Source organism: Mesorhizobium sp. WSM4817 (assembly GCF_055811135.1).
The window spans coordinates 150,442-175,278 of sequence record NZ_JBVVQQ010000008.1 but is presented as its reverse complement, the minus strand read 5'-3'; the positions used below and the strand labels follow the sequence as shown (position 1 = coordinate 175,278).

At 60.6% G+C, this 24,837-nt stretch carries 16 protein-coding genes; 14 read left to right on the top strand and 2 right to left on the bottom strand.

Features of this window, described 5'->3' with window-relative positions; all coding sequences use genetic code 11:
- Nucleotides 1-106 precede the first annotated feature (106 nt).
- From AC0L2K_RS14140 to AC0L2K_RS14110, 7 genes are all read left to right on the top strand, one after another.
- A complete protein-coding gene (locus tag AC0L2K_RS14140; protein WP_031254512.1) occupies nt 107-1,450 on the top strand; it encodes a nucleotide sugar dehydrogenase in 1,344 nt (447 codons plus the stop codon).
- Nucleotides 1,451-1,655: 205 nt separating this feature from the next.
- Nucleotides 1,656-2,996, top strand: a complete 1,341-nt coding sequence (locus tag AC0L2K_RS14135; RefSeq protein ID WP_473531611.1) for an adenylate/guanylate cyclase domain-containing protein — start codon at nt 1,656-1,658, stop codon at nt 2,994-2,996.
- 165 nt (nt 2,997-3,161) lie between these two features.
- Nucleotides 3,162-5,057, top strand: coding sequence for an ABC transporter ATP-binding protein (locus tag AC0L2K_RS14130; RefSeq protein ID WP_287259353.1), 1,896 nt, complete (start codon nt 3,162-3,164; stop codon nt 5,055-5,057).
- Nucleotides 5,058-5,083: 26 nt separating this feature from the next.
- Complete coding sequence (locus AC0L2K_RS14125; RefSeq protein WP_473531610.1) at nt 5,084-6,952, top strand: ABC transporter substrate-binding protein; 1,869 nt, start codon at nt 5,084-5,086, stop codon at nt 6,950-6,952.
- Between the two features lie 2 nt (nt 6,953-6,954).
- Nucleotides 6,955-7,953 (top strand): ABC transporter permease, encoded by a 999-nt coding sequence (locus AC0L2K_RS14120; RefSeq protein WP_473531609.1) that lies wholly within the window; start codon nt 6,955-6,957, stop codon nt 7,951-7,953.
- The gene (locus AC0L2K_RS14115) at nt 7,950-9,131 is read left to right on the top strand and encodes an ABC transporter permease (protein ID WP_091594734.1); all 1,182 of its coding nucleotides are present in this window, start codon (nt 7,950-7,952) and stop codon (nt 9,129-9,131) included. Before AC0L2K_RS14120 ends, AC0L2K_RS14115 begins: the two co-directional genes overlap by 4 nt.
- Nucleotides 9,132-9,340: 209 nt before the next feature.
- A complete protein-coding gene (locus AC0L2K_RS14110) occupies nt 9,341-9,820 on the top strand; it encodes a class I SAM-dependent methyltransferase (RefSeq protein WP_128173712.1) in 480 nt (159 codons plus the stop codon).
- A gap of 51 nt (nt 9,821-9,871) precedes the next feature.
- Here the strand turns inward: AC0L2K_RS14110 and AC0L2K_RS14105 are convergent, their stop codons facing one another.
- Nucleotides 9,872-11,287 (bottom strand): adenylate/guanylate cyclase domain-containing protein, encoded by a 1,416-nt coding sequence (locus AC0L2K_RS14105; RefSeq protein WP_023797974.1) that lies wholly within the window; start codon nt 11,285-11,287, stop codon nt 9,872-9,874.
- 191 nt (nt 11,288-11,478) lie between these two features.
- On the opposite strand from AC0L2K_RS14105, the gene AC0L2K_RS14100 reads away from it, so the two are divergent.
- The 5 genes from AC0L2K_RS14100 (at nt 11,479) to AC0L2K_RS14080 (ending at nt 18,632) form a co-directional block, all read left to right on the top strand.
- Nucleotides 11,479-12,303 (top strand): hypothetical protein, encoded by an 825-nt coding sequence (locus AC0L2K_RS14100; protein WP_473531608.1) that lies wholly within the window; start codon nt 11,479-11,481, stop codon nt 12,301-12,303.
- A 74-nt stretch (nt 12,304-12,377) separates the two neighbouring features.
- Nucleotides 12,378-12,902: a GNAT family N-acetyltransferase gene (locus AC0L2K_RS14095; protein ID WP_287240414.1), complete on the top strand. Its 525-nt coding sequence runs from the start codon at nt 12,378-12,380 to the stop codon at nt 12,900-12,902.
- 58 nt (nt 12,903-12,960) lie between these two features.
- Nucleotides 12,961-14,346: a hypothetical protein gene (locus AC0L2K_RS14090; RefSeq protein ID WP_287173337.1), complete on the top strand. Its 1,386-nt coding sequence runs from the start codon at nt 12,961-12,963 to the stop codon at nt 14,344-14,346.
- A 287-nt stretch (nt 14,347-14,633) separates the two neighbouring features.
- Nucleotides 14,634-17,933, top strand: a complete 3,300-nt coding sequence (locus AC0L2K_RS14085) for an adenylate/guanylate cyclase domain-containing protein (protein WP_473531633.1) — start codon at nt 14,634-14,636, stop codon at nt 17,931-17,933.
- Between the two features lie 18 nt (nt 17,934-17,951).
- Complete coding sequence (locus tag AC0L2K_RS14080; RefSeq protein ID WP_027154820.1) at nt 17,952-18,632, top strand: redoxin domain-containing protein; 681 nt, start codon at nt 17,952-17,954, stop codon at nt 18,630-18,632.
- A gap of 59 nt (nt 18,633-18,691) precedes the next feature.
- On the opposite strand, the gene AC0L2K_RS14075 is transcribed toward AC0L2K_RS14080, so the two are convergent.
- The gene (locus tag AC0L2K_RS14075; RefSeq protein WP_473531607.1) at nt 18,692-21,670 is read right to left on the bottom strand and encodes a trifunctional glycosyltransferase/class I SAM-dependent methyltransferase/polysaccharide deacetylase; all 2,979 of its coding nucleotides are present in this window, start codon (nt 21,668-21,670) and stop codon (nt 18,692-18,694) included.
- A 917-nt stretch (nt 21,671-22,587) separates the two neighbouring features.
- Between AC0L2K_RS14075 and AC0L2K_RS14070 the strand changes: the two genes are divergently transcribed.
- Together AC0L2K_RS14070 and AC0L2K_RS14065 are read left to right on the top strand one after the other, a co-directional pair.
- Nucleotides 22,588-23,250 carry a coiled-coil domain-containing protein gene (locus AC0L2K_RS14070; protein WP_287240417.1) on the top strand — a complete coding sequence of 221 codons (663 nt, stop codon included), beginning with the start codon at nt 22,588-22,590 and terminating at the stop codon, nt 23,248-23,250.
- Between the two features lie 7 nt (nt 23,251-23,257).
- Nucleotides 23,258-24,837, top strand: a 1,580-nt coding sequence (locus AC0L2K_RS14065) for a protein kinase family protein (protein ID WP_473531606.1), incomplete at its 3' end; no start/stop codon positions are given.

Here is a 24,837-nt window from a genome sequence, read left to right as displayed (position 1 = left end):
AGCTTGCGGAAATCGATTTTCCGCAATATGCCTCGGGTTCTTGGGCAACCAGGTGAGCCTCGCCATGGGCGCGGACGGCCTGTCCGAATTGACGGAAAGCAGATTTTTGGACGCCTCACGATCGACATATGACCGTCTTCTGAACCTGATTTCGACACGCGCCGCGCAAGTCGGTGTGATCGGGCTGGGCTATGTCGGGTTGCCGCTGGCAGTTGCGATCGCACGCGTCGGCTTCCCGGTTTCCGGCTTCGACATCGAAGCCCAGAAGGTCGAGAGCCTGAACAACGGCCAATCCTACATTGAGGCGGTGACGTCGACAGCCCTTGCCGGCCAGGTGGCGAGCGGACGGTTCCGCGGCACTGCGGATTTTGCCGAACTGGCCGTCTGCGATGTCATCATCATCTGCGTTCCGACACCGCTGACGAAAAACCGTGAGCCGGACCTCTCCTTTGTCAGGAACACGGCAGGCACCGTCGCGAAGCATTTGCGTCTCGGCCAGCTGATCGTGCTGGAATCGACCACCTATCCCGGCACCACCGACGACGTGATCAAGCCGATACTGGAAGAGACCGGCTTGCAGTCGAATATAGACTTCTTCCTCGGTTTCTCGCCCGAACGCGAGGATCCCGGCAACCGCAGCTTTGAAGTCGCGACGATCCCCAAGGTCGTGGCAGGCGACGGCATTGAAGCGGCGATACTCGTGCAGGCTTTCTACCAGGGCGTGGTCAAGACCGTCGTTCCAGTTTCCACCACGGCGACCGCCGAGGCGGTCAAGCTGACGGAAAACATCTTCCGCTCGGTCAACATAGCCCTGGTCAACGAGTTGAAGGTCGTGCTCGGCGCGATGGGTATCGACATCTGGGAGGTGATCGAGGCGGCAAAGAGCAAGCCCTTCGGCTACATGCCTTTTTATCCTGGCCCCGGACTCGGCGGGCACTGCGTTCCGATCGATCCCTTCTACCTGACGTGGAAGGCGCGCGAATACGAAATGCCGACCCGCTTCATCGAGCTGGCGGCAGAGATCAACACGGCCATGCCGCGTCATGTGGTCGATGAACTGGCGAAGGCGCTGGACCAGCGCTGCGGCAAGGCGCTCAGCCGCTCGCGCATTCTCATCATCGGGCTCGCCTACAAGAAGAATGTGCCCGACATCCGCGAAAGCCCCTCATTGCGGCTCATTGAACTCATCGAGGAATGGGGCGGCAAGGCGGAATTCCACGATCCGCATGTTACCGAGATCCCGACCACACGGGAGCATATGACGATCAAGGGGCGGCGCTCGGTCGAATTGACCGAGGCGGCATTGAAGGATTTCGATGCTGTCGTCATTGCAACCGACCACGACGCGATCGACTATCAGGCGGTCGCTGATCACGCTCTTCTGATCGTCGACACACGCAATGTTTTTGGCCGCCTCGGGCTGGCCCGAGAGACGGTGGTGAAGGCCTGACCGCGTCTGAGCCGACGAGTTTTTTTGCCCGATGTCAGGATCGTGATTGCACTCCCGCGGCAGCCTCGCCACATAATGCCCCTCGCCGGCTTTTGCCCAAAGCCGGCTTCATTGACTTCGAGGGTCTTATCCCTGGGGTCGTTAGCGGACCGTGTTGGGGCGGATCAAAGGAGAATGGCTCGTCTTCGACGGGTCTCAAGACAGCATGAGCACAGCGCAAGCAGAAATTTCCAGCATTCTCATGGACAAGGTTGCCGATTGGCTCACCCAATCGGCGCTGGCGGGCGACGCCCTGGAAACATTGGTAAAGGGTTTTTGTGAACGGCTGGCTGCTGCCGGCCTGCCGCTGAAGCGGGTGCATTTGAGCTTTTCGATGCTTCATCCGCTTTATGACGCGCTTGGCTTCACCTGGATTCGCGGCCAGGGCATGGAAGTGGAAGGCTTCCGCAAAGAGGACGGCGCTCATTCTGACAGATTCCTGACCAGCCCATACTACCATCTGCTCAGCAACAAGCTCGACCATCTGCGGCGCCGGCTCGACCCGTCGGTACCGTCGGAATTTCCTGTTTTCGATGACCTCAGGCTTATGGGCGTGACCGACTACATGGCATTCGTGCATCCCTTCAACGGCAATACCAGTCAGGGCATGCTCGGGTCCTGGTCGACCGACAGCGCTGCAGGCTTCAGCGACAGCATGATTTCAGCGCTGCTGCGCATCCAGAACCATCTCGCTATCGCAACGAAGATGGCGGTGCTCACCAAGCTGGCCGACAACATGATGACCACGTATCTCGGCGGCGACGCCGGCAGGCGCGTGCTGGACGGCCAGATCAAGCGCGGCGAGGGCGACACAATCCGGGCCGCACTGGTCATGGCCGATATGCGCGGCTCGACAAGGCTTGCCGAAACTTCCGGCCGCGAAATCTACATCGATACGCTGAACCAGTTCTTCGATGCCATTGCTGCACCTTTCAATCGCAGAGGCGGGCAGATCATGAGTTTCCTGGGGGATGGCTTCATTGCCGTCTTCCCTTGCGAAAGGCACCGCTCGCAGTCCGAGATCGCCTGCCAGGCTGCTCTTGCGGCAGCGCACAAGGCCACGGCGCGCATGAAAGATCTCAATCTGCGCAGAAAGGAGCAGGGATTGGGCGACATAAACTTTGGCATCGGCCTGCATGTCGGCAATGTGATGTTCGGCAATGTCGGGCTTACGGACCGGCTCACATTCTCTGTCTTCGGCTCGGCTGTAAACGAGGTCCAGCGCCTCCAGACCCTGACCAAGAAATATCCGCACAGCGTTCTCGCCAGCAAAGACTTCGCCGGCTATTGCGGCGCCAACAGCTGGCTGACGCTCGGCAACGAGGAACTGGCGGGCGTCAAACAGAAGCTGACGGTGCTTTCACCCGATCTGTCGGGTGCTCTCGCACTCGATGAAGACGGTGCGCTGGAGCCGATTCACGACCGAATATCCGACGCCGAGCAGGTCATGCTGCTTCATCGCGATGCAGCGCGGCTGTCGGCGGCCGACCGGAGGAAGCTCCAGTAACCGCCACGATCTGATCCGAACGCCTTTGGTGCGCAGTCCGGTCGCCGGTTCCGCCAGGGAACTGGCGACCGATTTCGAATCCAAGTTGCTCTGCGCTGCCAATGCGTTAGTCTCGCTTTCTGGGCCCGCCGCCGGGCGGGCTGCCAGAGTGGGGCTGGTGTGAGAATGAATTCGGGTGTTGATCTGCTGCGGATCGAGGATGTTGGCATCTCTTTTGCCATTATCGGCGGACCGTTGCATGCCGTCAGACGTGCAAATCTTCGCGTCTTGCCCGGCAAGGTCACTGCGCTTGTAGGTGAGTCCGGTTCCGGAAAATCGGTTCTCAGCCAGGCAGTGATGGGCATTTTGCCGAACACAGCCCATGTTCGCGGCCGTATCCTGTTTTCCGATCCTGAAAAGCCCGGCACGACGCAGGATATCCTGCAGATGCCGCGTGACGGACCCGAAATCCGGGCGTTGAGAGGCAGCCGCATCGGCAAGATCTTTCAGGAGCCGATGACATCACTGTCGCCGCTGCACACGGTAGGCAATCAGGTAAGCGAATCCCTGCAGATTCATACGCCCATGGCGCGGGCGGAGCGCAAGGCGCGGGCCGAGGAAATGCTCGACCTTGTCGGCTTTCCCAACCCCAAGCGCGCCTATGACATGTATCCGTTTGAACTTTCGGGAGGATTGCGTCAACGCGCCATGATCGCCATGGCGCTTATCTGCCGGCCCGCCCTGTTGATCGCCGACGAGCCGACAACGGCGTTGGACGTCACCATCCAGGCGCAAATCCTGCAATTGCTGCGCGGGCTTCAGGCCAAGCTGAACATGGCGATGCTGCTGATCACGCACGACCTTGGCGTGGTCGCCAATGTCGCCGACGAGGTGGTGGTCATGTACCATGGCGAGATCATGGAAGCGGGACCTGTCGAGGCGATATTCCGCCGGCCAGGCCACCCTTACCTGAAGGGCCTGATGGCAGCCGTTCCGCATTTCGACCTGAAGCCTGGCGAAAGGCTAAAGGCGCTCCGCGAGGTGCCGGTGAATGTCGGGAACCTGCTCGGCAAGCAGACGGCGCCGGCATCGAAGGGGCCGGACGACGTCCTGCTGTCGGTCAGGGATCTGACAAAGACCTTCACCATCCGCAAGTCCGGATGGTTCGGCGGAGATCATCAAACCTCTGTTCGCGCCGTCGACGGCGTGAGCTTCGATATCAGGCGGGGTGAGTGTCTGGGTCTTGTCGGCGAAAGCGGCTCCGGCAAAACCACCGTCAGCAAAGTCCTCATGCGGGCTGTCACACCAAGCGGCGGCTCTGTGATCTTCAACGGCAGCGATGGTCCGATCGACGTCCTGGAAGCCGAGGGAGACGCCCTGCGCATGCTGCGCGCGAAAATCCAGATGGTCTTCCAGGACCCGGTTTCGTCGCTTTCACCTCGCATGACGGTGGAGAACATCTTGAGCGAGCCGCTGGAAATCCATCAACGTGGCAATGCCGCGTCCCGACTCGTCACGGTCAAGAGCCTGATGCAGGCAATCGGGCTCGATCCGCGCTTCATAAAGCGTTATCCGCACAGTTTCTCCGGCGGGCAGCGTCAGCGTATCGGCATCGCGCGCGCGTTGGCGCTGGGGCCTGAACTCCTGATCTGCGACGAGCCGGTTTCGGCACTCGATGTATCCGTCCAGGCGCAGATCCTGAACCTTCTGAAGGACCTGCAGAAGGAACTGGGCCTGACCTACCTGTTCATATCCCACAACCTGGCGGTGGTGGACTACATGGCAGACCGCATCGCGGTGATGTGCGGCGGCCGTATCGTCGAGCTCGCGCCGCGCGAAATTCTGCTTAGGAAACCGGTCCACCCCTACACGCGCTCACTGGTCGCCGCAGTACCTTTCCCCGATCTCGACAGGCCGATGGACTTCAAAACGCTGAAGCTCGACGGCGCTTCCGACACCAGCGCATGGGGACCGCAATTCCGCGACGGGAGCGACAAGGATATGCTGTCGCCGCTCGACCTTGGCGGCGGCCACCTCGTGCTGGCCCGGCGTACGGCCGATGTCAGCGAGTTACGCCATTGATCAGCCGGCGCACCGTCCTTGGACTTATGGCTTCGGCATTTCTGCCGGGCACGTCGCGCGCCGGCGATCTGGAGCCGGAATTTCTTCAGCCGCAGCTGAAGGCCAAGGCGCTGCCGGCACTCGCCGAACGCTTGCCCAAGAGCCCGCGCGCGTTGAACCTCGCCGCGATGGGCCGGCAGCCCGGCCAGTATGGCGGCACGCTGCGCACGATCATCGGCAGCCAGAAAGATATCCGGATGATGACGATCTACGGGTATGCTCGCCTGGTCGGCTATGACGAAAAGCTCAACTTGCAAGCCGACATTCTCGAAAGTTTCGACGTAGCGGATGATCGCGTCTTCACTTTCAAGATTCGGGAAGGCCATAAATGGTCTGACGGTAGCCTGCTGACGCCGGAGGATTTTCGCTATTGCTGGGAAGATGTCTGGCTGAACGATGAGCTTTCGCAAGGCGGGCTTGCCCCTGCCCTGCTGGCGAACGCCAAGCCGCCACGCTTCGAGATCGTCGATCCGTCGACGGTCCGCTATAGTTGGGATGCGCCCAATCCCGACTTCCTGCCCAAGCTTGCTGCTGCTTCGCCGCTATCGCTGGTTCTGCCGGCCACCTATCTCAAGCAGTTCCACAAGAAATACCAGGATCCATTTCGGCTCGCCGGCCTGATGAAGGAGAACCGGGCCAAGAAATGGACGCTCCTGCATATCCGCATGTCGCGGCAGTATCGCCCGGAGAACCCGGAACTGCCGACGCTCGATCCATGGCGGAACCGGACCAAGCCCCCGGCCGAGCAATTCGTCTTCGAGCGCAACCCGTTCTTTCATCGAATAGACGAGAATGGCCGGCAAATGCCCTATGTTGACCGGATTGTCATGAATGTCAGCTCGCCGGCGATCATTTCCGCCAAGACCGGTGCGGGCGAGAGCGACCTGCAAAGCATGGGAATTGACTTCACCGACTACTCCTTCCTGAAGGATGCGGAGAAGCGCTACCCGGTGAAGATGCATCTTTGGAAACGCACACAGGGTTCGCGGCTGGCGCTGCTGCCCAATCTGAATTGTGCCGACCAGGTGTGGCGCGGCCTTCTTCGTGACGTTCGCGTGCGCCGCGCCCTTTCGCTCGCTGTGGATAGGCGCGAGATCAATTTGGCCGTGTTCTACGGACTGGGGCAGGAAAGTGCCGATACGGTCCTGCCGGAGAGCCCGCTCTACCGGCCGGAATTCGCGAAAGCCTGGGTCGCCCATGATCCCGACCAGGCCAATGCCCTGCTCGACGAGGCCGGGCTTCAGACGCGTGACGATGACGGCCTGCGGATACTTCCCGACGGACGCCCAGCGCAGATCATAGTGGAGACGGCCGGCGAAAGCACGCTGGAAACCGACGCGCTCGAACTCATCACCGATCACTGGCGCAAGATCGGGATCGCCCTGTTCATCCGGACTTCGCAGCGCGATATCTTCCGCAGCCGCGCGCTTGGCGGCCAGATCATGATGTCGATGTGGTCGGGCATCGACAATGGCGTGCCGACCGCCGACATGAACCCGTACCAGTTGGCCCCAACTATGGACGACCAGCTGCAATGGCCGCTCTGGGGTGCTCACCACTTGTCTCATGGCAAGGTCGGTGAGGCGCCCGATCTTCCGCCTGTGGTCGAGCTGATGGCTTTGCTCAAACGCTGGAAGGCATCGACCGAAGCCACGGAGCGTGCCGAAATCTGGAATTCAATGCTGTCGATCTACACCGACCAGGTGTTTTCGATCGGCACCGTGAACGGAACGCATCAGCCGGTTCTGGCGTCCTCGCGGCTGCGCAATCTGCCTGACAAGGCGCTCTACGGCTACGACCCGACCGCCTATTTCGGTGTCTACATGCCGGATACATTCTGGCTTGGAGAGTCCTGAGCGTGCTTCGATATTTTGTCTGGCGCATTGCCGTGATGGTTCCAACGCTGCTGGTCATATCGGCACTGGTGTTCACGATCATCGAACTTCCACCCGGCGACTATTTCGACAGCTATGTTGCCGAGCTTCGGGCTCAGGGCGAAGCGGTGGATTCCGATCGCATCGAGATGATGCGCAAGGACTATGGTTTCGACCGGCCACCGGTCATTCGCTACTTCTACTGGGTCGGCGGGATGCTGCGCGGCGATTTTGGCTATTCCTTCGAATATGAGCTGCCGGTCCGCGACGTCGTCGGGGACCGAATGTGGCTGACCGTGCTGGTTTCCTTCGTCACGATCATCTTCACCTGGCTCATCGCCTTTCCGATCGGCATGTACTCCGCCACGCATCAATACAGCTGGGGCGACTACGGCCTGACTCTCTTCGGCCTTCTCGGCCTTGCCATTCCGAACTTCATGCTGGCGCTGATCCTGATGTATTTCGCCAACATCTGGTTCGGCACATCCATCGGCCATCTCATGGACCAGCAATATCTCGGCGAGCCGATGAGCTGGGCCAAGGCGAAGTCGATACTCGCCCATCTCTGGATTCCGGTCTTGATCATCGGCACCGGGGGCACGGCAAGCATGATCCGGCGGCTGCGCGCCAATCTTCTCGACGAGCTACACAAGCAATATGTCGTGACCGCGCGCGCCAAGGGACTTCATCCGTTCAAGGCGCTGGTCAAATATCCGCTGCGCATGGCGCTCAATTTCTTCATTTCCGACATCGGCTCTATCCTGCCGGCCATCATCTCCGGCGCCGAAATCACGGCGATCGTGCTGTCTTTGGAAACGACCGGGCCGATGCTGATCAAGGCGCTGCAAAGCCAGGACATGTACCTGGCAGGGTCGTTCCTCATGTTCCTCGCCTTCCTGACGGTCATCGGTGTCCTGATTTCCGACCTGGCGCTGGCGCTGCTTGATCCAAGAATTCGTTTGCAGGGCGGTAGCACCAAATGAGCACGCATTCGCCGCTGCCCGCTCCGGGTGCTCCGCTGCAACACTACGTTTCCACCGCGCCCTTTGACCTGGAGTCGGTCGAGGCGATGACGCCGGAGCAGTCGAAGGTCTTTCAGGCGTCGCAGTTGCGGCTGATGTGGTGGAAATTCCGGGAGCACCGGCTTGCCGTTATTTCAGGCATATTCCTGGCAGCGCTTTATTTCGGAATACTGATCTGCGAGTTCCTGGCCCCCTACAATCTGCACACGCGCAACATGGACTACATCTATTCGCCGCCGCAGCGGGTGCACCTGTTCCACAACGGCCAGTTCGTCGGGCCGTTCGTTTATGGCCGCCAGATGACGCTGGATATGGACACGCTCAAGCGGAACTACATCGAGAATCAAGATGATGTTCAGCGGATCCGTTTCTTCTGCAAGGGCGACAGTTATCGGTTCTGGGGCCTGATCGAAGGTGACAGGCATTTTGTCTGCCCTGCCGAAAACGGCCAGCTCTTTCTGGCCGGCACTGACAGGCTGGGGCGCGACGTGCTCTCGCGCATCATCTATGGCGCACGCATTTCACTGACAATCGGCCTCGTCGGCATCAGTTTCAGCTTCCTGCTCGGCATCGTCATCGGCGGACTGGCCGGCTATCACGGCGGTATATTCGACCTGATCGTTCAGCGGATAATCGAAGTTCTGCAGTCAATCCCCAGTATTCCGCTATGGCTGGCTCTGGCGGCGATCATGCCGATAACCTGGAGTCCGATCCTGATCTATTTCGGCATCACCGTCATCCTCGGGCTACTCGACTGGACCGGATTGGCGCGGGCCGTGCGTTCGAAGCTTCTAGCGTTGCGCGAGGAGGATTACGTTCTGGCTGCGCAATTGATGGGCGCCAGAAGCAGCCGCATCATCGGGCGGCATCTCATTCCCGGCTTCATGTCGCATCTGATCGCGACGGCGACGATCTCCATACCCGGCATGATCCTGGGCGAGACGGCGCTGAGCTTCCTCGGGCTCGGCCTGAGGGCGCCGATAACCAGCTGGGGCATCCTGCTCACGGAGGCGCGCAGCGTCAGCGTCATCGCGTTCTATCCATGGCTGCTTTTGCCGATGCTCCCCGTCATTCTCGTCATCCTGGCGTTCAACTTTCTCGGCGACGGCCTGCGGGACGCCGCAGATCCCTACAAGTGAGATCGCTATTCCGCCGCGCGCCGGGCCACCCGCTCCACCCGGTATGATCCTGTCGGCAGCCTGTTCGGTTATTGCAGGGTTCATCGTTCGCCTCTATACGTGCCGGGACGCGATGGGCGGTTAACATGTCGCCCTCGGGTTTCACCCGTGAACCGCTCTGGTCGCGGGCATTGCTGATCTCTTGAGCTGGTTTCAGGACACACACGCATATGACTCGCCTTGAGAATTTCATCAGCAGGATGACCGCACAGCGCGACATTCTCGATCAGGTTTGCCCCGAGGTGGCGAAGATGGAAGGGCCGGTGCTCGAGCTCGGCCTCGGCAACGGCCGGACGTACCACCATCTGCGCGAGCGCCTGCCCGGACGCCGGATCGTGGTGTTCGACCGTGAACTTAGCGCACACGCCAGCTCAATTCCCGACGCTGAAGACTTCGTGCTCGGCGAAATACGCGAGACGGCGAAGAGGTTCATTGGCATCGACGCGGCTCTCGTTCATGCTGACATCGGCACCGGCTATGACGATCGCGACGCAGTGACCTCTACCTGGCTTCCCGATCTGATCGCGCGCCTGCTTCGCGTCGGCGGCTTCGCGGTCAGCGGCACGCCCCTCGAGCACCCGCTGTTGCAACGCCTCCAGCCGCCGCCTTCGGTGCCCGCCGATCGTTATTTTGTCTGCAGGCGCGTGTGAGGGGCCGAGACGACCCAAACATTTGGCGGCCAAATCTTCGGGGCCAAATCTTCAGGGGATCATAAATACTGCTATCTCCCGCTCGATGCCGCGCAGCGAGACCTCGTGGGGCACGGGCGTCAGCGCGTTCCTGTTCAACAGATCGGCGGTGAGATTGTCGCCGACCACGGCACGAGTGGCGAAGATCGCCTGTGCATTGGCAAGGTTCTGGACCCGCGAAGCAATGTTGACCGTCTGGCCGAAATAGTCCTGTCGCTCGTTCATGGACACGGCGATGCACGGGCCGGCATGGACTCCGATCTTGAGCAGCAGATCCTCGCGCCCGCTCTTGTCGTTGAGCTCACGCATGGCATCGCGCATCCTGAGGGCCGCAGCAATCGCACGATCAGGCGTCGCGAAGGTCGCCATCACCGCATCACCGATCGTCTTGACCACCGCGCCTGCCTCCGCCGCAACGATCTCGTGCAGAACCTGGAAATGCACGCGCACGAGATCGAAGGCCGAAAGATCGCCCACCCGCTCGTAAAGCTCGGTCGATCCGCGCAGGTCGGTGAACAGGAAGGTCAGGCTGGTGATTTTCAGGCGCTGGTCGATGTCGAGCGTATCCGTGCGATAGAGATCGCGGAACGTCTGGTTGGTGAGCAGGCGCTTGGCGGTCAGGAAGGGCCGGCGTTTACCCAGGAGACCATGCAATTCCTGGCCGGCGATGAAGACCGTCGGCAGCACGCGTGTGTCGGTCCTGTTCTCCAGCGAAATGCGCAACGGGCCGGGTTGCATCTCCAGCGTCTGGTTCTGGACATGGTCGCGGTCGAAGACCAAAGAGAGGCTTCGGCGCTCTTTTGTTGGTTCGCCCTTCACGTCGATGAACTGTGCTGAATGGGTGACCGGCTCGAAGACGATGACGAATTCAGACGGAAGCTGTATGGGCAGAACCGCCTTTTCGCCGGGGGCAAGCTCGATATCCTCCAGCGAGAACGCTTCGATCTTTTTCGCGAAATCCTCTTCCGGCAGATCGACGCCGGACGCCCAGTAGATCTGGCGGTAATATTCCAGCAAGGGCAGTTCGTGTGGATTGTGGGCGGCAATCCTGCGCACGCGGGGACTGACGGTGAATGTCACCTCGACCATCTCGTCGAGGGTCGGCGAATAGCCCTCGGAGCACAGCGCGCAGGTGTATTCGTCCTTCTGCAGGGTTTTCAGCGTGGCGTTTGTGTCGAGCACGCCGCCACAGCCGGGGCATAGAACATTCCAGGAAATGTCGAAGATGCCTACCCGTGCCGCATGGAGAAAGGCGCTTATGGCGCGTTCCTCGTCGAGGCCATGCTTGCTGGCGAAGGCTGGCGCATTGATGCGGCAAAGTTCGCGGTCCTTGCCCTCCGCGATGGTTCGCTTGATCGCGTCGATTGCCTGCGGATCGACACCGGTCGATTGCCGCAGAAGCGAGAACAGATCCTGAGCTTCGTTCATCGTGCAGGCTCCGGAAAATGCGCCCCCGGAGGCGTCTTTGGTCCCAGTACTCCATCTTACTTCGAAACGCATCCTACGGCCAATCGAATAGATGGGCATGGTGACAGTTCAATTTCCATTCGGCGGATTTTCACCGGCCGCAAGCGGCACTATGATGGTCCATGGGGCATTCATCTTGGGGACTTTCTCCCATGCCGACATCCAACAACCCGCCATTTCCCGCGGCCCTGCGCCTATTCTCTGTGGTGGTCATCATCGTGCTGATCGTAGGCGCCGGCCTGTTTTTCGCGCCTGTGCTGGTCAAGCCGCGCTGGCCTTGGGCCGTCACGCCGTTCAATGCCCGCTTCCTCGGCGGCTTCTACACCGCCGAAATGGTCGTGATGGCGGCGCTGCTGGTCTGGAATCGCTGGTCGCCCGGCAGGCTCGTGCTTGTCATGGCCTTCATCTTCACCGTCATCGTGTCGCTGGCTTCGTTCATCAATCTCGGCTATTTCAACTTCGAGCGCAAAGCTCCCTGGCTCTGGTTTTTGGTCTATCTCGCTTCGGTCGCGGTATCCGGGCTGTTCCTGTGGAGGGCCAAGGCCCGTCCTTCTGCAAAAGGCGTGACCTTAAATCCGGCATGGCGCGGCTACATGCCGGTGGAATCGGCGATCCTTGGGCTCTATGGCCTAGGCCTGTTGCTGTTTCCCCTGACATTCGGCAGCCTCTGGCCATGGCCGATCGATGCCTTCCATGCTCAGGTCTACAGCGCCATCTTCCTGGCCGGTGCGGGCGGTGTATATCTCGTCTGGAGAAGCGCGCCGCGCGAGGAACTGCTGGTGCTCGGCCTGGCGCAGTTTCTCACTGGCCTGCTTGCCATCCTTGGCCTCGTTATCACCGACGCTGCGGTGCACCGGATTGACTGGACAGCGACCAAGACGTTGTGCTGGCTCGGCCTTTTCGGCTGGATCGGCATCAGCGGCGTCTTCAAATTCTACGCCGCCTCTCGGTATTTTAGCTCGCAATCGGCGTCATAGGTTGAAGAGACCGCTGGATTTTCAGGTGACGTCCGGTGCATCGTGCCGGGCCGATCGCCTTTGCCGGGAAAACCATGACCAGCACGACCTCGCCATCCCCAAAGAAAATCCAGCCGCAGCTCCGGTCCGTCCGGCTAAGCGATGCGGAGGCGCTTTGCGCTATCTTCAACATGCCGGGCTTCCGCTGGGGCACGCTCAGGATGCCCTTCGAGATGGTGGAGCAGGTGGAGCGGCGCATCGCCAAGTCCGGCCAGGAAACCACCTGGATCGTTGCCGAGTTGGACGGCAAGGTCGTCGGCCATGGCAGCCTGGTCGTGCAGGGTTCGCCGCGCCGTTCGCATATCGGCGAGATCAATATCGGGCTTGACGATGCCTTTGTCGGCAAGGGTATCGGCTCTGCCATACTTGGCGCGCTGCTTGACGTGGCCGACAACTGGCGCGCCCTGAAGCGAGTCGAATTGACCGTCTTTGCCGACAACGAGCCGGCCGTCCGTCTCTACACAAGACACGGCTTCGAGGTCGAAGGCCGGCATGTGAAGGCCGGGTTTACCGACGGGCAGTACCACGACCTCCTGAGCATGGCCCGGCTGCGGTTCTGATATCCGCTGTTGTCTGGTCTCCCTTGGCGTTTGCACCGCAAGCGGCTAGACGGGACCAATGACCGCCGTCTTTGACCCAACCCCTACGCCTCCGGTGGAAATTCTGGCGGTGCTGTCGCTGCTCTGCCCGGAAGTCGTGCGTGACATCGAGCAGAACTGGAATGCGCCGGTTTCAGATTATGCCCGCCATGTGTGGCGGCCGGTGGCAAGGCCTGCATCGGGCCCGGCAATCGCTGCCCGCTCGATCCTGCGCGAAGTCCTGCATCAGCGCCTTGAGGTGTTCATGCAGCCCGAAGAGATCGGCAAGGCCCTCGAAGAATTCGAGCACAGACCGGTGATTCAGTCCGGCCTGCACTGCCTGCTTCTGATGGACCGGATCACCTTCGATGCCCTCCTGCTTGCCTGGCTCGGCGCGGTCGAAAACGGGCTGTCGGCCTTCTTCAGCTTCATGGGAACGACGATGACCATGGAGACAATTGGCCGGGAGGGGCCGGGATGGCTCGATGTCGGCGACGACAAGGTTAACCTGTTTGGAATGGGGCGCCACAAACTGTGCCGCAAAAGCGCCTGCGTGGCCGGTCCCGTCTCCCTCAACAAGCGCGCGCTCGAAGCGGTGGGCGACGAAACGGATGCCAGCCGCTGGCTGGGTACACTGCTTGCCAGCCAGGACAAGGTGTTTGGAACCGCCGCCGATGCGCTGATAGCCCTCAACGAGGATCTGGTCGCCGATTGGGATCGTTCCGGCATGGCCCAGCCGATTTTCATCGATGATCGGCTCGCCGCGGCTGCCATGGCGCGGCATCTGGAACATGACGGCAGCCTTGTTTCCAGGCTGCTCCTTGAGCCCGCAAGGCGCCAGCGTCTCGAACGTGCCTTGCAAGCAGCCGCATCGAGCCCATTTGGCAGGTTCCTGCCCAATGCCACGGCCTATTTCTGGGGCATCCGCGAGGAGCGCGTGCGCAAGCTCGTCCTCGAGAACGGGCACCTGATCGAGCCTGGCAGGCCGCATGGTCTTTCCATTCCGTTCGAGCGGCCGCATCTCAGGCAGGCGCTGCTGGACGGAGTGCTGCTGCCGAACTTGTTCCTGATGTTCCTGGTCCTTGCCATATTGCCGCGCGTGCGGGTTGTGGGCGGCCTGAGACAGATTGGTTATGTAGCGCTTTTCCACTCGATCCTGCTGGCGGCGCTAGATGAAAACGCGCCGGAAGAGCGCGATCTGGCTGCGGAATTGCAGGTTCGGGAAAATGCCTGGGGCATGCGGGTCATCGACGAAAAGATCTCGGTCCGCGAGCAGCTTGCCGGCCTGCCGGAAGGGGCGCTCTTCCCGGCCCTGCTCCGGCAATACCGTTTGCGGACGTTTGCCGAGGCGACCGACGACCTGAAGCTGGTTCGCGAAAACGCCCGATGGCGCAAGATCGGCCAGGCAGAGATCAAGGCGAACTGAGCCTACTTCAGGCTGATTTTCTGGTGCGCAACCGCAAGCGACGGCGATCTATCGGTGAGCCTCTGGCGTCTGATCCGGCCGCTTCCTCGACGCTGATGCCTTTCGGGATTTCGACGACGGCTTCCGCCTCGATCGGCAGCGCTCTGCCACCGGACCCACACGGATCGCTCGATGCCCATTTGCGCTGCCGCTTGCTGGTCGACGGCTATCGGTTCATTCTTGTGAACCTTGGCCGTGAAGTGCGTAGCGAGATCACGCCGTCACGGCCCCTAGTGAGGTCTTGTTCGATGGACTGCTCGGGCTGCGGTTTCGAGGTTGAGGGCGGTTACGCTTTCTGTCCGAGGTGTGGCAGGCGCCAGCCCGTGCCATGTGCCAGTTGCGGCTACCGCTGCGCACCTGATTTCGAGTTCTGTCCGAAATGTGGGGCAAGCGTCGGTGCGCCCGCAAAAGCCGTCGAACGGCCTGCTCCGACGCCAAGCCGGACCATTGTGCAGCCTTCTCGAACTCCGTCGCTGCTTCCGAACATCGAAAGCGAAGATGGGCAGTATCCCGTCTCTGACGCCGATCGCCGGACGGTAACGGTCCTGTTCGCCGACCTTTGCGGCTTCACAACACTCAGCGAGCAGCTCGACCCCGAGGTCATGCAAGCGCTGCAGAACAAACTGTTCAAGGAATTGACGGCGGCCGTGCGAAACTTTGGCGGTTTCGTCGACAAATTCATCGGCGATGCACTGCTCGCTTTGTTCGGTGCGCCGGTCGCGCATGAGGACGATCCGGAACGTGCGCTTCGCGCCGCTCTCGACATGATCGCCCGGACGGCGCGGCTCGGCGAAAGCACCCCCCACTCCGGCTCGCCTCTGTCACTCCATATCGGCATAAACACTGGTCCGGTCGTCACTGGCGGATTGGGCGTCGGCACCGCCAAATCCTATTCGGTGACCGGCGATACAGTGAATACGGCGCAACGCCTGCAATCGCTGGCCGCACCGGGTGAGGTGCTGGTAGGCGAGCTCACTCACAGGCTGACCCGGCACGCCTTCTCTTACGAGTCGCTGGGTGATGTCGTGCTTCGCGGCAAGGCTGGCAGTGTGCTCGTCCATCGACTGGATGCACCGCTTGCGGCGCCGCGTGCAGCGCGTGGGCTCGAGGCGCTCGGCCTCAGTGCGCCGATAATAGGTCGTGGTGCGGAGCTCAATAGAATGCTGGCGAGCCTTGACCAGGCGTGCGGCGGCTCGGCCCAACTTGTCCGCCTCGTCGGAGAAGCCGGTATCGGGAAATCGCGGCTGGTGAACGAGTTCGTCGCCCGCGTCGGCGACGAGGATCGTTTTCGCAACGTCGCCGTGCGGCAGGCCACGTGCTCACCGCTGGGCGAACAATCATTTGGCGCCTTGGGCGCAGTGGTGCGCAGCGCTGCCGGGATGATGAAAAACGACAATGGGGACGAAATGCGGGGGAAGCTCGCAGGCTTGCTTGCCGATCTCGGCCTGCAGGGCGAGGAGGCGAAGCGGCTGATGCCTTTGCTCTACCATGTGCTTGGCCTTGGCGACCCCGATGCCACCTTGCAGCATGTCGAGCCCGAGCAGCTGCGGCGGCAAATTCTCTACGCAGTCCGCACAATCATCGAACGGCGGCTTGCGTTGTCGCCGCTGTTGATTGTCGTCGAAGACCTGCACTGGGCCGACGCCGTGTCGCTCGAGGCACTACGTTTCGTGATGGACAGGTTAGTGCGCACGCGGTTGATGGTGCTGGTCACGCATCGTCCGGCGCCGGACAATGACCAGCTCGACTCAAGTCGGGTCAGTCACACAGCGCTGAGGCTTTCGCCGCTCAACAGCGATGACGGACGCGGCCTGCTGGTGGCGCTTTTCGGCGAGAGCTGGGTAAACTCCGCAGGAGGGCTTCTCGACCAGATCCTCGAGCGCGCGGGCGGCAACCCCTTTTTTGTAGAGGAGATCATTCGCGGCCTTATCGATCGCGGTGTACTGATGCGCGAGGGCCAGCGATGGCGGACTGTGGCAGGCGAAGTGGCAACCGGCATTCCCGCCACTATCCAGGCAATGTTGCTTGCTCGCGTCGACCGGCTGCCTCAAGAGGCGCGCCGGTTGGCCCAGGAAGCCGCGGTAATCGGCCCGCGCTTCAATGCCACACTTCTGAAAACCGTGACAGCCGACCCCGGCCGGCTAGAAGCCGGCTGCGAACTGCTTTGCGATGCGGAAATCATCGAGGAAGTTGCCGGATCAGGCTCGGTCTCGTCGCAAAGCTACCGCTTTACGCAAACACTGCTGCAGGACGTGATCTACCAGAATCTGCTCCTGCAACGCCGGACCGACATCCACGGGCGGGTCGGCGCTGCCTTGGAGCAACTGTGCGGCGACAAGCCGGAACGGCTCGAGGATTTGACCGTGCTCGGTTATCATTTCGCACAGAGCGCCGAGGGGGAGAAGGGCGCGCATTACCTGCAGGCGGCGGGCGATCGCGCTCGCATGATATACGCCAACGACGACGCCCTTCGTTTCTACGATCGAGCACTGACTGCGTTGGGCGCGATCGGGCAAACACCGCTCAAACTGGCGATTGCAGAGCGCATTGCCGATTTGAGCGGCCCGGTAGGCCGCCGCGAGATCGCGCACCACCACTACGAGACGGTGTTGCAGGCATACCGCAAGTCAGCCAATCGTGTCGCTTCGGCGCGAGTTTTGCGTAAGATCGGTCGGCTGCTCTGGGACGTCGGCAAGCGGGACAACGCAGAATCCCGCTATGCTGAAGCGGCAGCGCTCCTCGATGGAGCGGATGCTCCGATAGAGCAAGCGCAACTCTGGCAAGAACGTGGCCGACAGGCGTTCCGTAGCGGAGATCACGCTCTCGCGGTAAAATGGGCAGACGCGGCGCTGGATTGCGTACGCACTCTGACAACGGAGCATGTCTCCGAGGTAGGATGTGATGCCACTCTTGTGACCGCCGAGGCACTTAATACCAAGGCTGTTGCGCTGGCTCGCCTTGGGCGAAGCCGTGAAGCCGTGCGTCAGGTTGAGCGTAGCATTGAATTGGCCGAAGCCGCCGGTCTACTGGGCGCGGCCTGTCGCGGCTACACCAATCTCGGCGTGCTTTACACGACTATCGATCCGGCACAGGCGATGGAGGTCTGTCGGCGCGGTCTTGAAGTGGCGCGCCATATTGGTGATTTGGGTTTCCAGGCGCGCCTTCTCGCCAATCTGGCTGTCGCTTGTTGTACTTTCACGGATCGCTGTCCAACGGAGGGCGTGCCTGCTGCCGAGAAGGCCATCGAGATCGACCGGGCGCTCGACCAGCGCGAGCACCTGGCGGTGCCGTTGATCGTGCTTGGGCAGATCCACCAGTGCCACGGCCGTCCGGAACTGGCGGTCGGCTTGTTCCACGAAGCACTGGACGTAGCCCGCGAAACGGGCGAACCCCAACTGCTGTTTCCGTGCTATGATGGTCTCGCAACGCTTAATCTCGACCTCGACAATCTGGCCGAGGCCGAACGCTACTTTTCCCTGGCGCAGGGCATATGCGCCCAGCACGGGCTCGACCCGGAAGCGCTTGTGGTGCTGCCTTTTCTCGACTAGCCGGGTTGGAGGTTGGAAATGTCCGCGCGTAGTGACTTGGTACCGCTTCAACCGGGCGACCGTGCGCCGAACTTGGTACTCGACGCCATTACCCAGGAAGGCAAGATCGCGCTTGACGACTATCGCGGACAAAAACCGGTGCTGGTCGGCCTGTTTCGAGGTCTGCATTGTGCGTTTTGCCGGCGCTATATCGCCGCCCAGGCGCGGCTTGATCCGGAGCTGCGCGAAAAGGGCGTGGAGAGCCTGACGGTGGTCAACACCCCGATCGAACGGGCGCGCCTCTATTTCCGCTACCACCCGATGCCGAATCTGCTTGCGGCCTCCGACCCTGAGCGCGCTTCACATCGTGCTTTTGGACTGCCCAATCTCGAATTCACCCAAAACGAGACGAACTGGCCGTACAAGGTCTCGATGGCAGCGGTAAAGGATATGCGGGTCGACATACCAGGCGAGTTGCCCGGTCCTATGGATCCTATTGCGGCCACCGAAATCCTCAACAAGATGGACCATTACGAAGTGACCGAAGCCGACGAGCAGATGGTGGCAACGGGACACGGACAACTGGTCGGTCAGTTCCTGCTGGACCGGCAGGGGATCGTCCGCTGGAGCTTCACGGAGGTTCCAGAGGGTGGGCGATACATGTTTGGGGCGCCAAGCCCTCAGGAGCTGATGTCAGCCGTGTCCCAAGTCGCCCAATAGACTTGCGAACGAGGTAAGGTAAACGGGCGGGACACTGAAATGACACTGACGAGACGAGTTCACCGTTCTTCGAGCACGGCCTCGACCTTGGCTACAAAGTCATCGAGTGAGCGATCCCCGCGAATCTCGATGCGCGGAAGGTCGATGGGATCGCAAGCGAGGTCCGCCGGCCCGTGTCTGCCGCCGAAGCCGATCCGATAGCCGCACTCCTTGGCCAGCCGGCCAAGCCGTCGGTCGGTGACAGAAAAGGGTGCCGCGAACGCCGTGGTTGGCCGACCGGTCCACCGTTCGATGAACATGCGAGAGCGCAGGAGCTCGGCGGCCAGGTCGGAGCTCGACAGACCATCGATGGCGCGATGCGTCGCCAGATGGCTTCCGAAGAACGCACCTTCGGCGGCGAGGCGTCGCACCGTCCCGGCGTCCATAAGCTGTGTCGGCGGACCGCTGTCGGCGTCCCACAGTGCACTTTCACCCACCAGGTCCGTCACCAGGAACACTTCCGCGGTCAGGTCGTTCGCTCGCAAGATCGGCCAGGCATGGTCGGCAAAGTTCTGGAAGCCGTCGTCGAAGGTGATGAGCACTGGGCGGCCAGCGAAAGGTTGACGGCTGGCGATGAACCGTTCCAGCTGCTCGGACCTAATCGCGTGAAAGCCATTGGCGCGCAGCCATGCCATCTGACTGTGGAATGCGGCGGGCGTGAGCCGAAAACGGGCGAGCGCGGCCGGACCTTCATCGGCGACGCCGTGATACATGAGGACAGGGATACGTTGCCGCCGCTCGCTACGCGCAACGTCGCGGCGCAGGGCCCGCGCCCCGCCCCAGACGATATTTCGCGCGACCCCGATTTCGAGGCGCGCGCGGATTGGCGCATGATCGATCATCGGTTCCGTCGCCACCTCGTCCGGTGACAGGCGGCGGAAGCGGTCTATGCGATAGAGCTCGGTCTGGATCGATTGATCGAGGACGAGGCCTTCGGTCCCTGCCAGCGTCTCTGAGATCGCTTGTGCACCGAATGTGTTCCAGTCGAAGCCGGTCCTTTCAACATTGTCGCGTAATACGAATGCGTGTGCGTTGATGAAACTGCCGCCAGGCGCCAATGCCTCGACGATTTTTTTGGCGATGCGCCGCAACTCGGCGAGATCATCCAGATAGTAGAGCACTTCCGAACAGACGATCAGGTCCATCTCACCAGGCAGCGTGTCCGCGCAGAAATCCAGTACGCCGAACTCGACATTCGGCTGATCGCTGCATCGCGCGCGCGCTCGCCCGATAGCGACGGCGGAGATGTCGGTTGCGGTCAAATGGCCCACTCGCGGCGCCAGCTGCCGCGTGAAGTGCCCCTCCGCGCAGGCCAGCTCGAGCGCCCGTCCGATCGGACCGGCAGGCAGAATTTCGAGCTGCCGCTCATACTTTTCCTGCTCATAGGACGAACCGTAGTTCCAGGGATCCTCGGTCGCGAAACGGCGATTCCAGAACGACCTGCGATCATCGTCGTGCCCATCCGCAGCCGATGCACGGCGCGGTGGTGCAACCGGCTCTGTAGCTTCGGCGCTCGACCGAACCAGCCTCCGCGCTTCCGCGGCCAACCGCGCGAGTTTGCCGAAGTGGCTGTGCCGATCGGACCGGCGTCCGGCGATGGACAACAATGCCTCGGCTGCAGATATGTCTGACATGTCGGCACCGGCGCCCTGTTGCGGGGCATGTACAGGCGGTCGCCTCGCAAGCCGCGCGGCACTGTGTATAAGCCGCCTAGGGGGCACGAAATCCCGGGCCAATTCAATCCAATGGCGCCTTGTCACTTTCCCGAGTACGCCGAACTGCACGACAGCCTCGATCTGGCCATCCATCATCAGATAGGCATAAATTTGATCGATTCCTTCCGGAAGTTCGATCGAGGTCGGATTTCGAATATCGACGCGAATTCCAAGCGTCCGCGCCAGCCGGCGCGACGCGGCAAGATCGTCGAAGTCGAGAAGCATTTCCTCAAGGTGATACTGGACGCGGCGACCCGCGACGGGATCGTCCCAGACCTTGCCGAGTTCGGTGATCAACTCGGTGAGGGAGCCGCCGAACCTGTCCCATCTGGCAGCCAATTGCGCTGGCACCGATAGGCTTCCTACCATAAGGCCATCGAAGGCCACCTTGGCGATCTCACGCGCCCACTTACGTCCTGCCGGGAGCGCGCGCAGGGTCTGCGGGCTGATCGAGCGGCGGCCGCTGCCGCAATCCGACGCGGCGTTCCACAACGCGAACCACGCGAGTGCTTCGGAAGCGGTGCGGCCGTTCGTTTCGATCGCACCATTGGCGTGAGCCGATGCTGGCTTTTTGACCCTGGGATCAGGAGAAAAGCCGCGGGCGATCACGATTTCCGCATCGGCCAGCATCTGTGTCGAATTGCGGGTGAGCGAGTTGGGACTGGTCCGATAGAAAGCGAGCGACTCGTCGACCATCACCCAACGTTTGCCTAGACGTGCCAGGCGCTGCCACAGATCCCAGTCCTCGCAGGTGCGCAGCGAAACATCGAAGCCGCCCAACTCGACAATTGTCTTCCGGTCGACAAGCAGCGCGTGAGTGCGGATGGGGCAACGGCGCGCGAATGTTTCGAAGGGCTGGATCGCAACCTCCGTCGGGATGCTCGACGGGGTGAGTTCGCCATCGGGCATCACGCGCCGGGAACCGCAATAGGCGGTGACCGCATCGGGCGCGGCTTCAAGTGCGGCCAGCATTTTCGCAAGGAAGCCGGCGTCCACCCAATCGTCCGCATCCAGGAACATGAGCCAGCGTCCGCGCGCTGTCGAAATCCCGCTATTGCGCGCGCCGGCGGCGCTATACGCAGAAGCGCTCAACGTCCGAAACCGGGCATCGTGCTCCACATAGCCGGCGATGATCGCGGCGGTGGCGTCCGTGGAGACGTCGACGACGACGATCGCCTCCCAATCCACTATTTCCTGATCGACAAGGCAATCGAGTGCGCGCGGCAGCGTTACCTCCGCGTTGTGCGCAGGAACCACGATTGAAACCAAGGGATTATGCGCCACGCCGTCTTACCCGCGCCTGGTTCGAAGGTAGCACAAGAGTCCCGAAACATAGCCGGCGATTTCCTGCCAAAGGAAACGGTCCTCAGCGACACTGCGTCCAAACAGTCTCCTGCGAACGCTTCCGAGCCGCCGCGACGCCGCCATTTGGCTGCAGAGCGAGCTTGCTCCTGTCGTGCTACCGATGTTGGAAGCCGGGCGCAGCATTCGCATCCGAGCCGCCGAGCTTGGGCGCCAGCTGTCGCAGAGGGACGTCAAGGCCAAGCATGCCGCATAGTCATGTCGTCGATCCCCGGAGTCGGCAACGCCATGACCACGAGCTGCGGTCCTGGCATCGTGCAATAGCTATGGCAACCTGACGTCTTTTGCAATCGGGACGCAATAGATGCAAGCCCACTGAAGCGTTGGTGTGAATGACTGCAGTGATTGGGACTATTGCTCCCCTGCTATCGACCGAAACGCCTCGATTCCGAGGCGCATTCTCGAACAGTCATTCTCCGTGCGAAACAAGACCTTCCTTCTACCGTTGGGCCCGCATCGGAAGCTGATCGTCGCAGTATACAGCCGGGTGCGAGACAGTATGTGCACCGCCAGACCCGCTATTTTAGATACTTCTAATGAATATGCGCTACTTAATTGAGTTCCCAGTAGCTATAGACTGACATTGTATTACTCATTTCTATAGCAGATTGCGTCAAATGGTCGATTAGATTAGCCGGTTATGCCTGCTATAACGAAGAGATGTGCGAGCGACGTAACTCGGAACCCGTTCATTTGCCGCTAGTCAAGAGATGTAAAAGGGACCCACGAATTGGCTTAAGGCAAGAAGATTCCGGCTTGCGGGCCGGCTATTTTGCTGACATGTTTGGGCGTTTTTGAGTTTTGCACTGTGGCAGGTGTTCAAATGAAGGGGCATAAGGATGGCTAAGGAATCTTCGAGTACCGCTTCAGCAAGTAAAGCGGACGAAAATCTGATAAGCAATGCAGATGGAAACGGGCTGGCCTTCATGGGGGTCCAGGCCCGCGAGGCCGGCGTCTCCGGCGACGCTGTAGGTGTCGACAAGATACGTGATCTGCTGTTCGGCAACCAGATGCAGGACTACGACCGCCGTTTTTCCAAGCTTGAAGAACGGTTCTTGCAGCGCTTCAAGGATGTCGAATCCGAGGCCAAGCGCAATCTTGAAATGTACGAGTCAAATGCAAAGAAGCAGGTCGAATCGCTCGCGGCGCAATTGCGGAACGAAAAAGATGCACGAGCCGAGGCCGACAAGGAGATTGACCGGAATCTGCGCGAGCAAAATCAGGCGCTTGAAAAGCAGGTGCGCGCGTTGTCGGATCAATTGAGCGAGCTTGAGCGCGAAGTCGCGGACCGGATAAATCGAAGCGATCAATTGCTGCGTGAGGAAATCAAGCAAAAGAATGAAAGCATTCAGATGCTGATTGAGAAAATGTTTTCCGATCTCAGCAACGTCAAGACCGACCGAAATCTTTTGGCCGGCCTGTTTGTCGAGGTTGCAAAATGTCTAAATCAGGATCCCGTCGGCAGCAAGCACAACTCGGAACGCAGCTGGAAAGTGAGTTGATCGGAACTTGACGTCGACCGTCGACCCAATCAGCCTTCCTCAAAGAGCAGCTTCGAACGATCCAGAGATTGATCGCGAGGCTCTGGCTAATCTTTTGGTCGAAATTGCCCGGAACGTCGATCCGGACTATCGTGCGCGTCTCGACGGAGTTCCAACCGCCGATCCTCGCATGGAAACGCTGCGCCAGTTGCTGGTCGGCCGCGAAATTTCGGAGCTTTCACGAGTTGCGCACCTGCTCGACGAACCTGAGCAGCTTGCGTCTGCAGTGGGGGGTGTTCTCCCCAGTGCAGCCGCACGTGCGCCTCATGTGCAACTCGGCGAGGCCCTTACGCCAGCTGTCGAGAGGGCCGTGCAACGGTCCATCCAGAAGAGCCCGCGTACGCTTACGGATATATTATACCCGGTGTTTCTGCCGGCAATTCGCAAGTCGATCGGGGAAAAGATCGATCAGACCTTTCAGTCGCTGAATGAAACTTTAAGACATATATTTACCTGGCATGGACTCAAGTGGAGATTTGAAGCTTGGAGAACGGGTGCAAGCTTCTCAGAAGTTGTTCTCAAGCATTCTCTTGTCTATCGTGTAGAGCATGTATTTCTCATCAACCGCAATTCCGGGATTTTGATAGCGCATGTAACAGCCGATAATGCAACGAGCGAAGATCCTCAACTCATTTCTTCGATGCTTAGTGCTATTCAAGATTTTGTGAAAGACTCGTTTAACGAGAAAGAACAAAGCGGCCTAGACACTATCCGTTTCGGAGAGCTTCGTCTCTGGTCGGAAGATGGACCGTTTGCGACCTTGGTCGCGGTGATCCGGGGAAATCCGCCAGAGGAATTACATGAAATCGTTCGCGATGTGTTGTTTCGCATCCATGATGAATTCTCCCAGGCATTAGAGCAGTTTGACGGCGACAGTTCGCAGTTGGCCGGCATAGAGACGCAGTTGCAATCCTGCGTTGAACTGAAGCAGGAGGACTCAAACCAGGGATTTCCGTGGCTGGTGGTGGCTGCAGTCCTGCTGGTTTTGATTCCAGCAGGCGGTTGGTTCTTTCTTTCCTGGCAATCCGGGCAACGCTGGCAGGCCTATGTGTCGCGGCTGAGTACCCAGCCGGGCATCATCGTTGCCGAACAAAAGGTGCGCGATGGCCAATTCTATATTGCCGGCCTGAGAGACCCGCTTGCCGCCGACCCGCAGTCGCTGTTGTCCGGAACCCAGGTCGATCCCGCCCGCGTTCATTCGCAGTGGCAATTCTATCAGAGCCTTGAGCCGGATTTCGTGCTGAAGCGGCTGACGGCGTCGCTGACCCCGCCGAAATCGGTTCGGCTTTCGATCGTCGAGGATCGCATCGTTGCCGAGGGTGACGCTCCCGACACCTGGATAGATCGGGCACGCGCAGCGGCCCGACAGCTTGAGGCAGGCGGACCGGTATTCGACATCTCCAAGGTTCGTGATGTGAGCCCCGAAGCACGCGCGGCGGAGCACTGGCAGGCCTATGTGTCGCGACTGGGAACCCAGCCGGGCATCATCGTTGCCGAACAAAAGGTGCGCGATGGCCAATTCTATATTGCCGGCCTGAGAGACCCGCT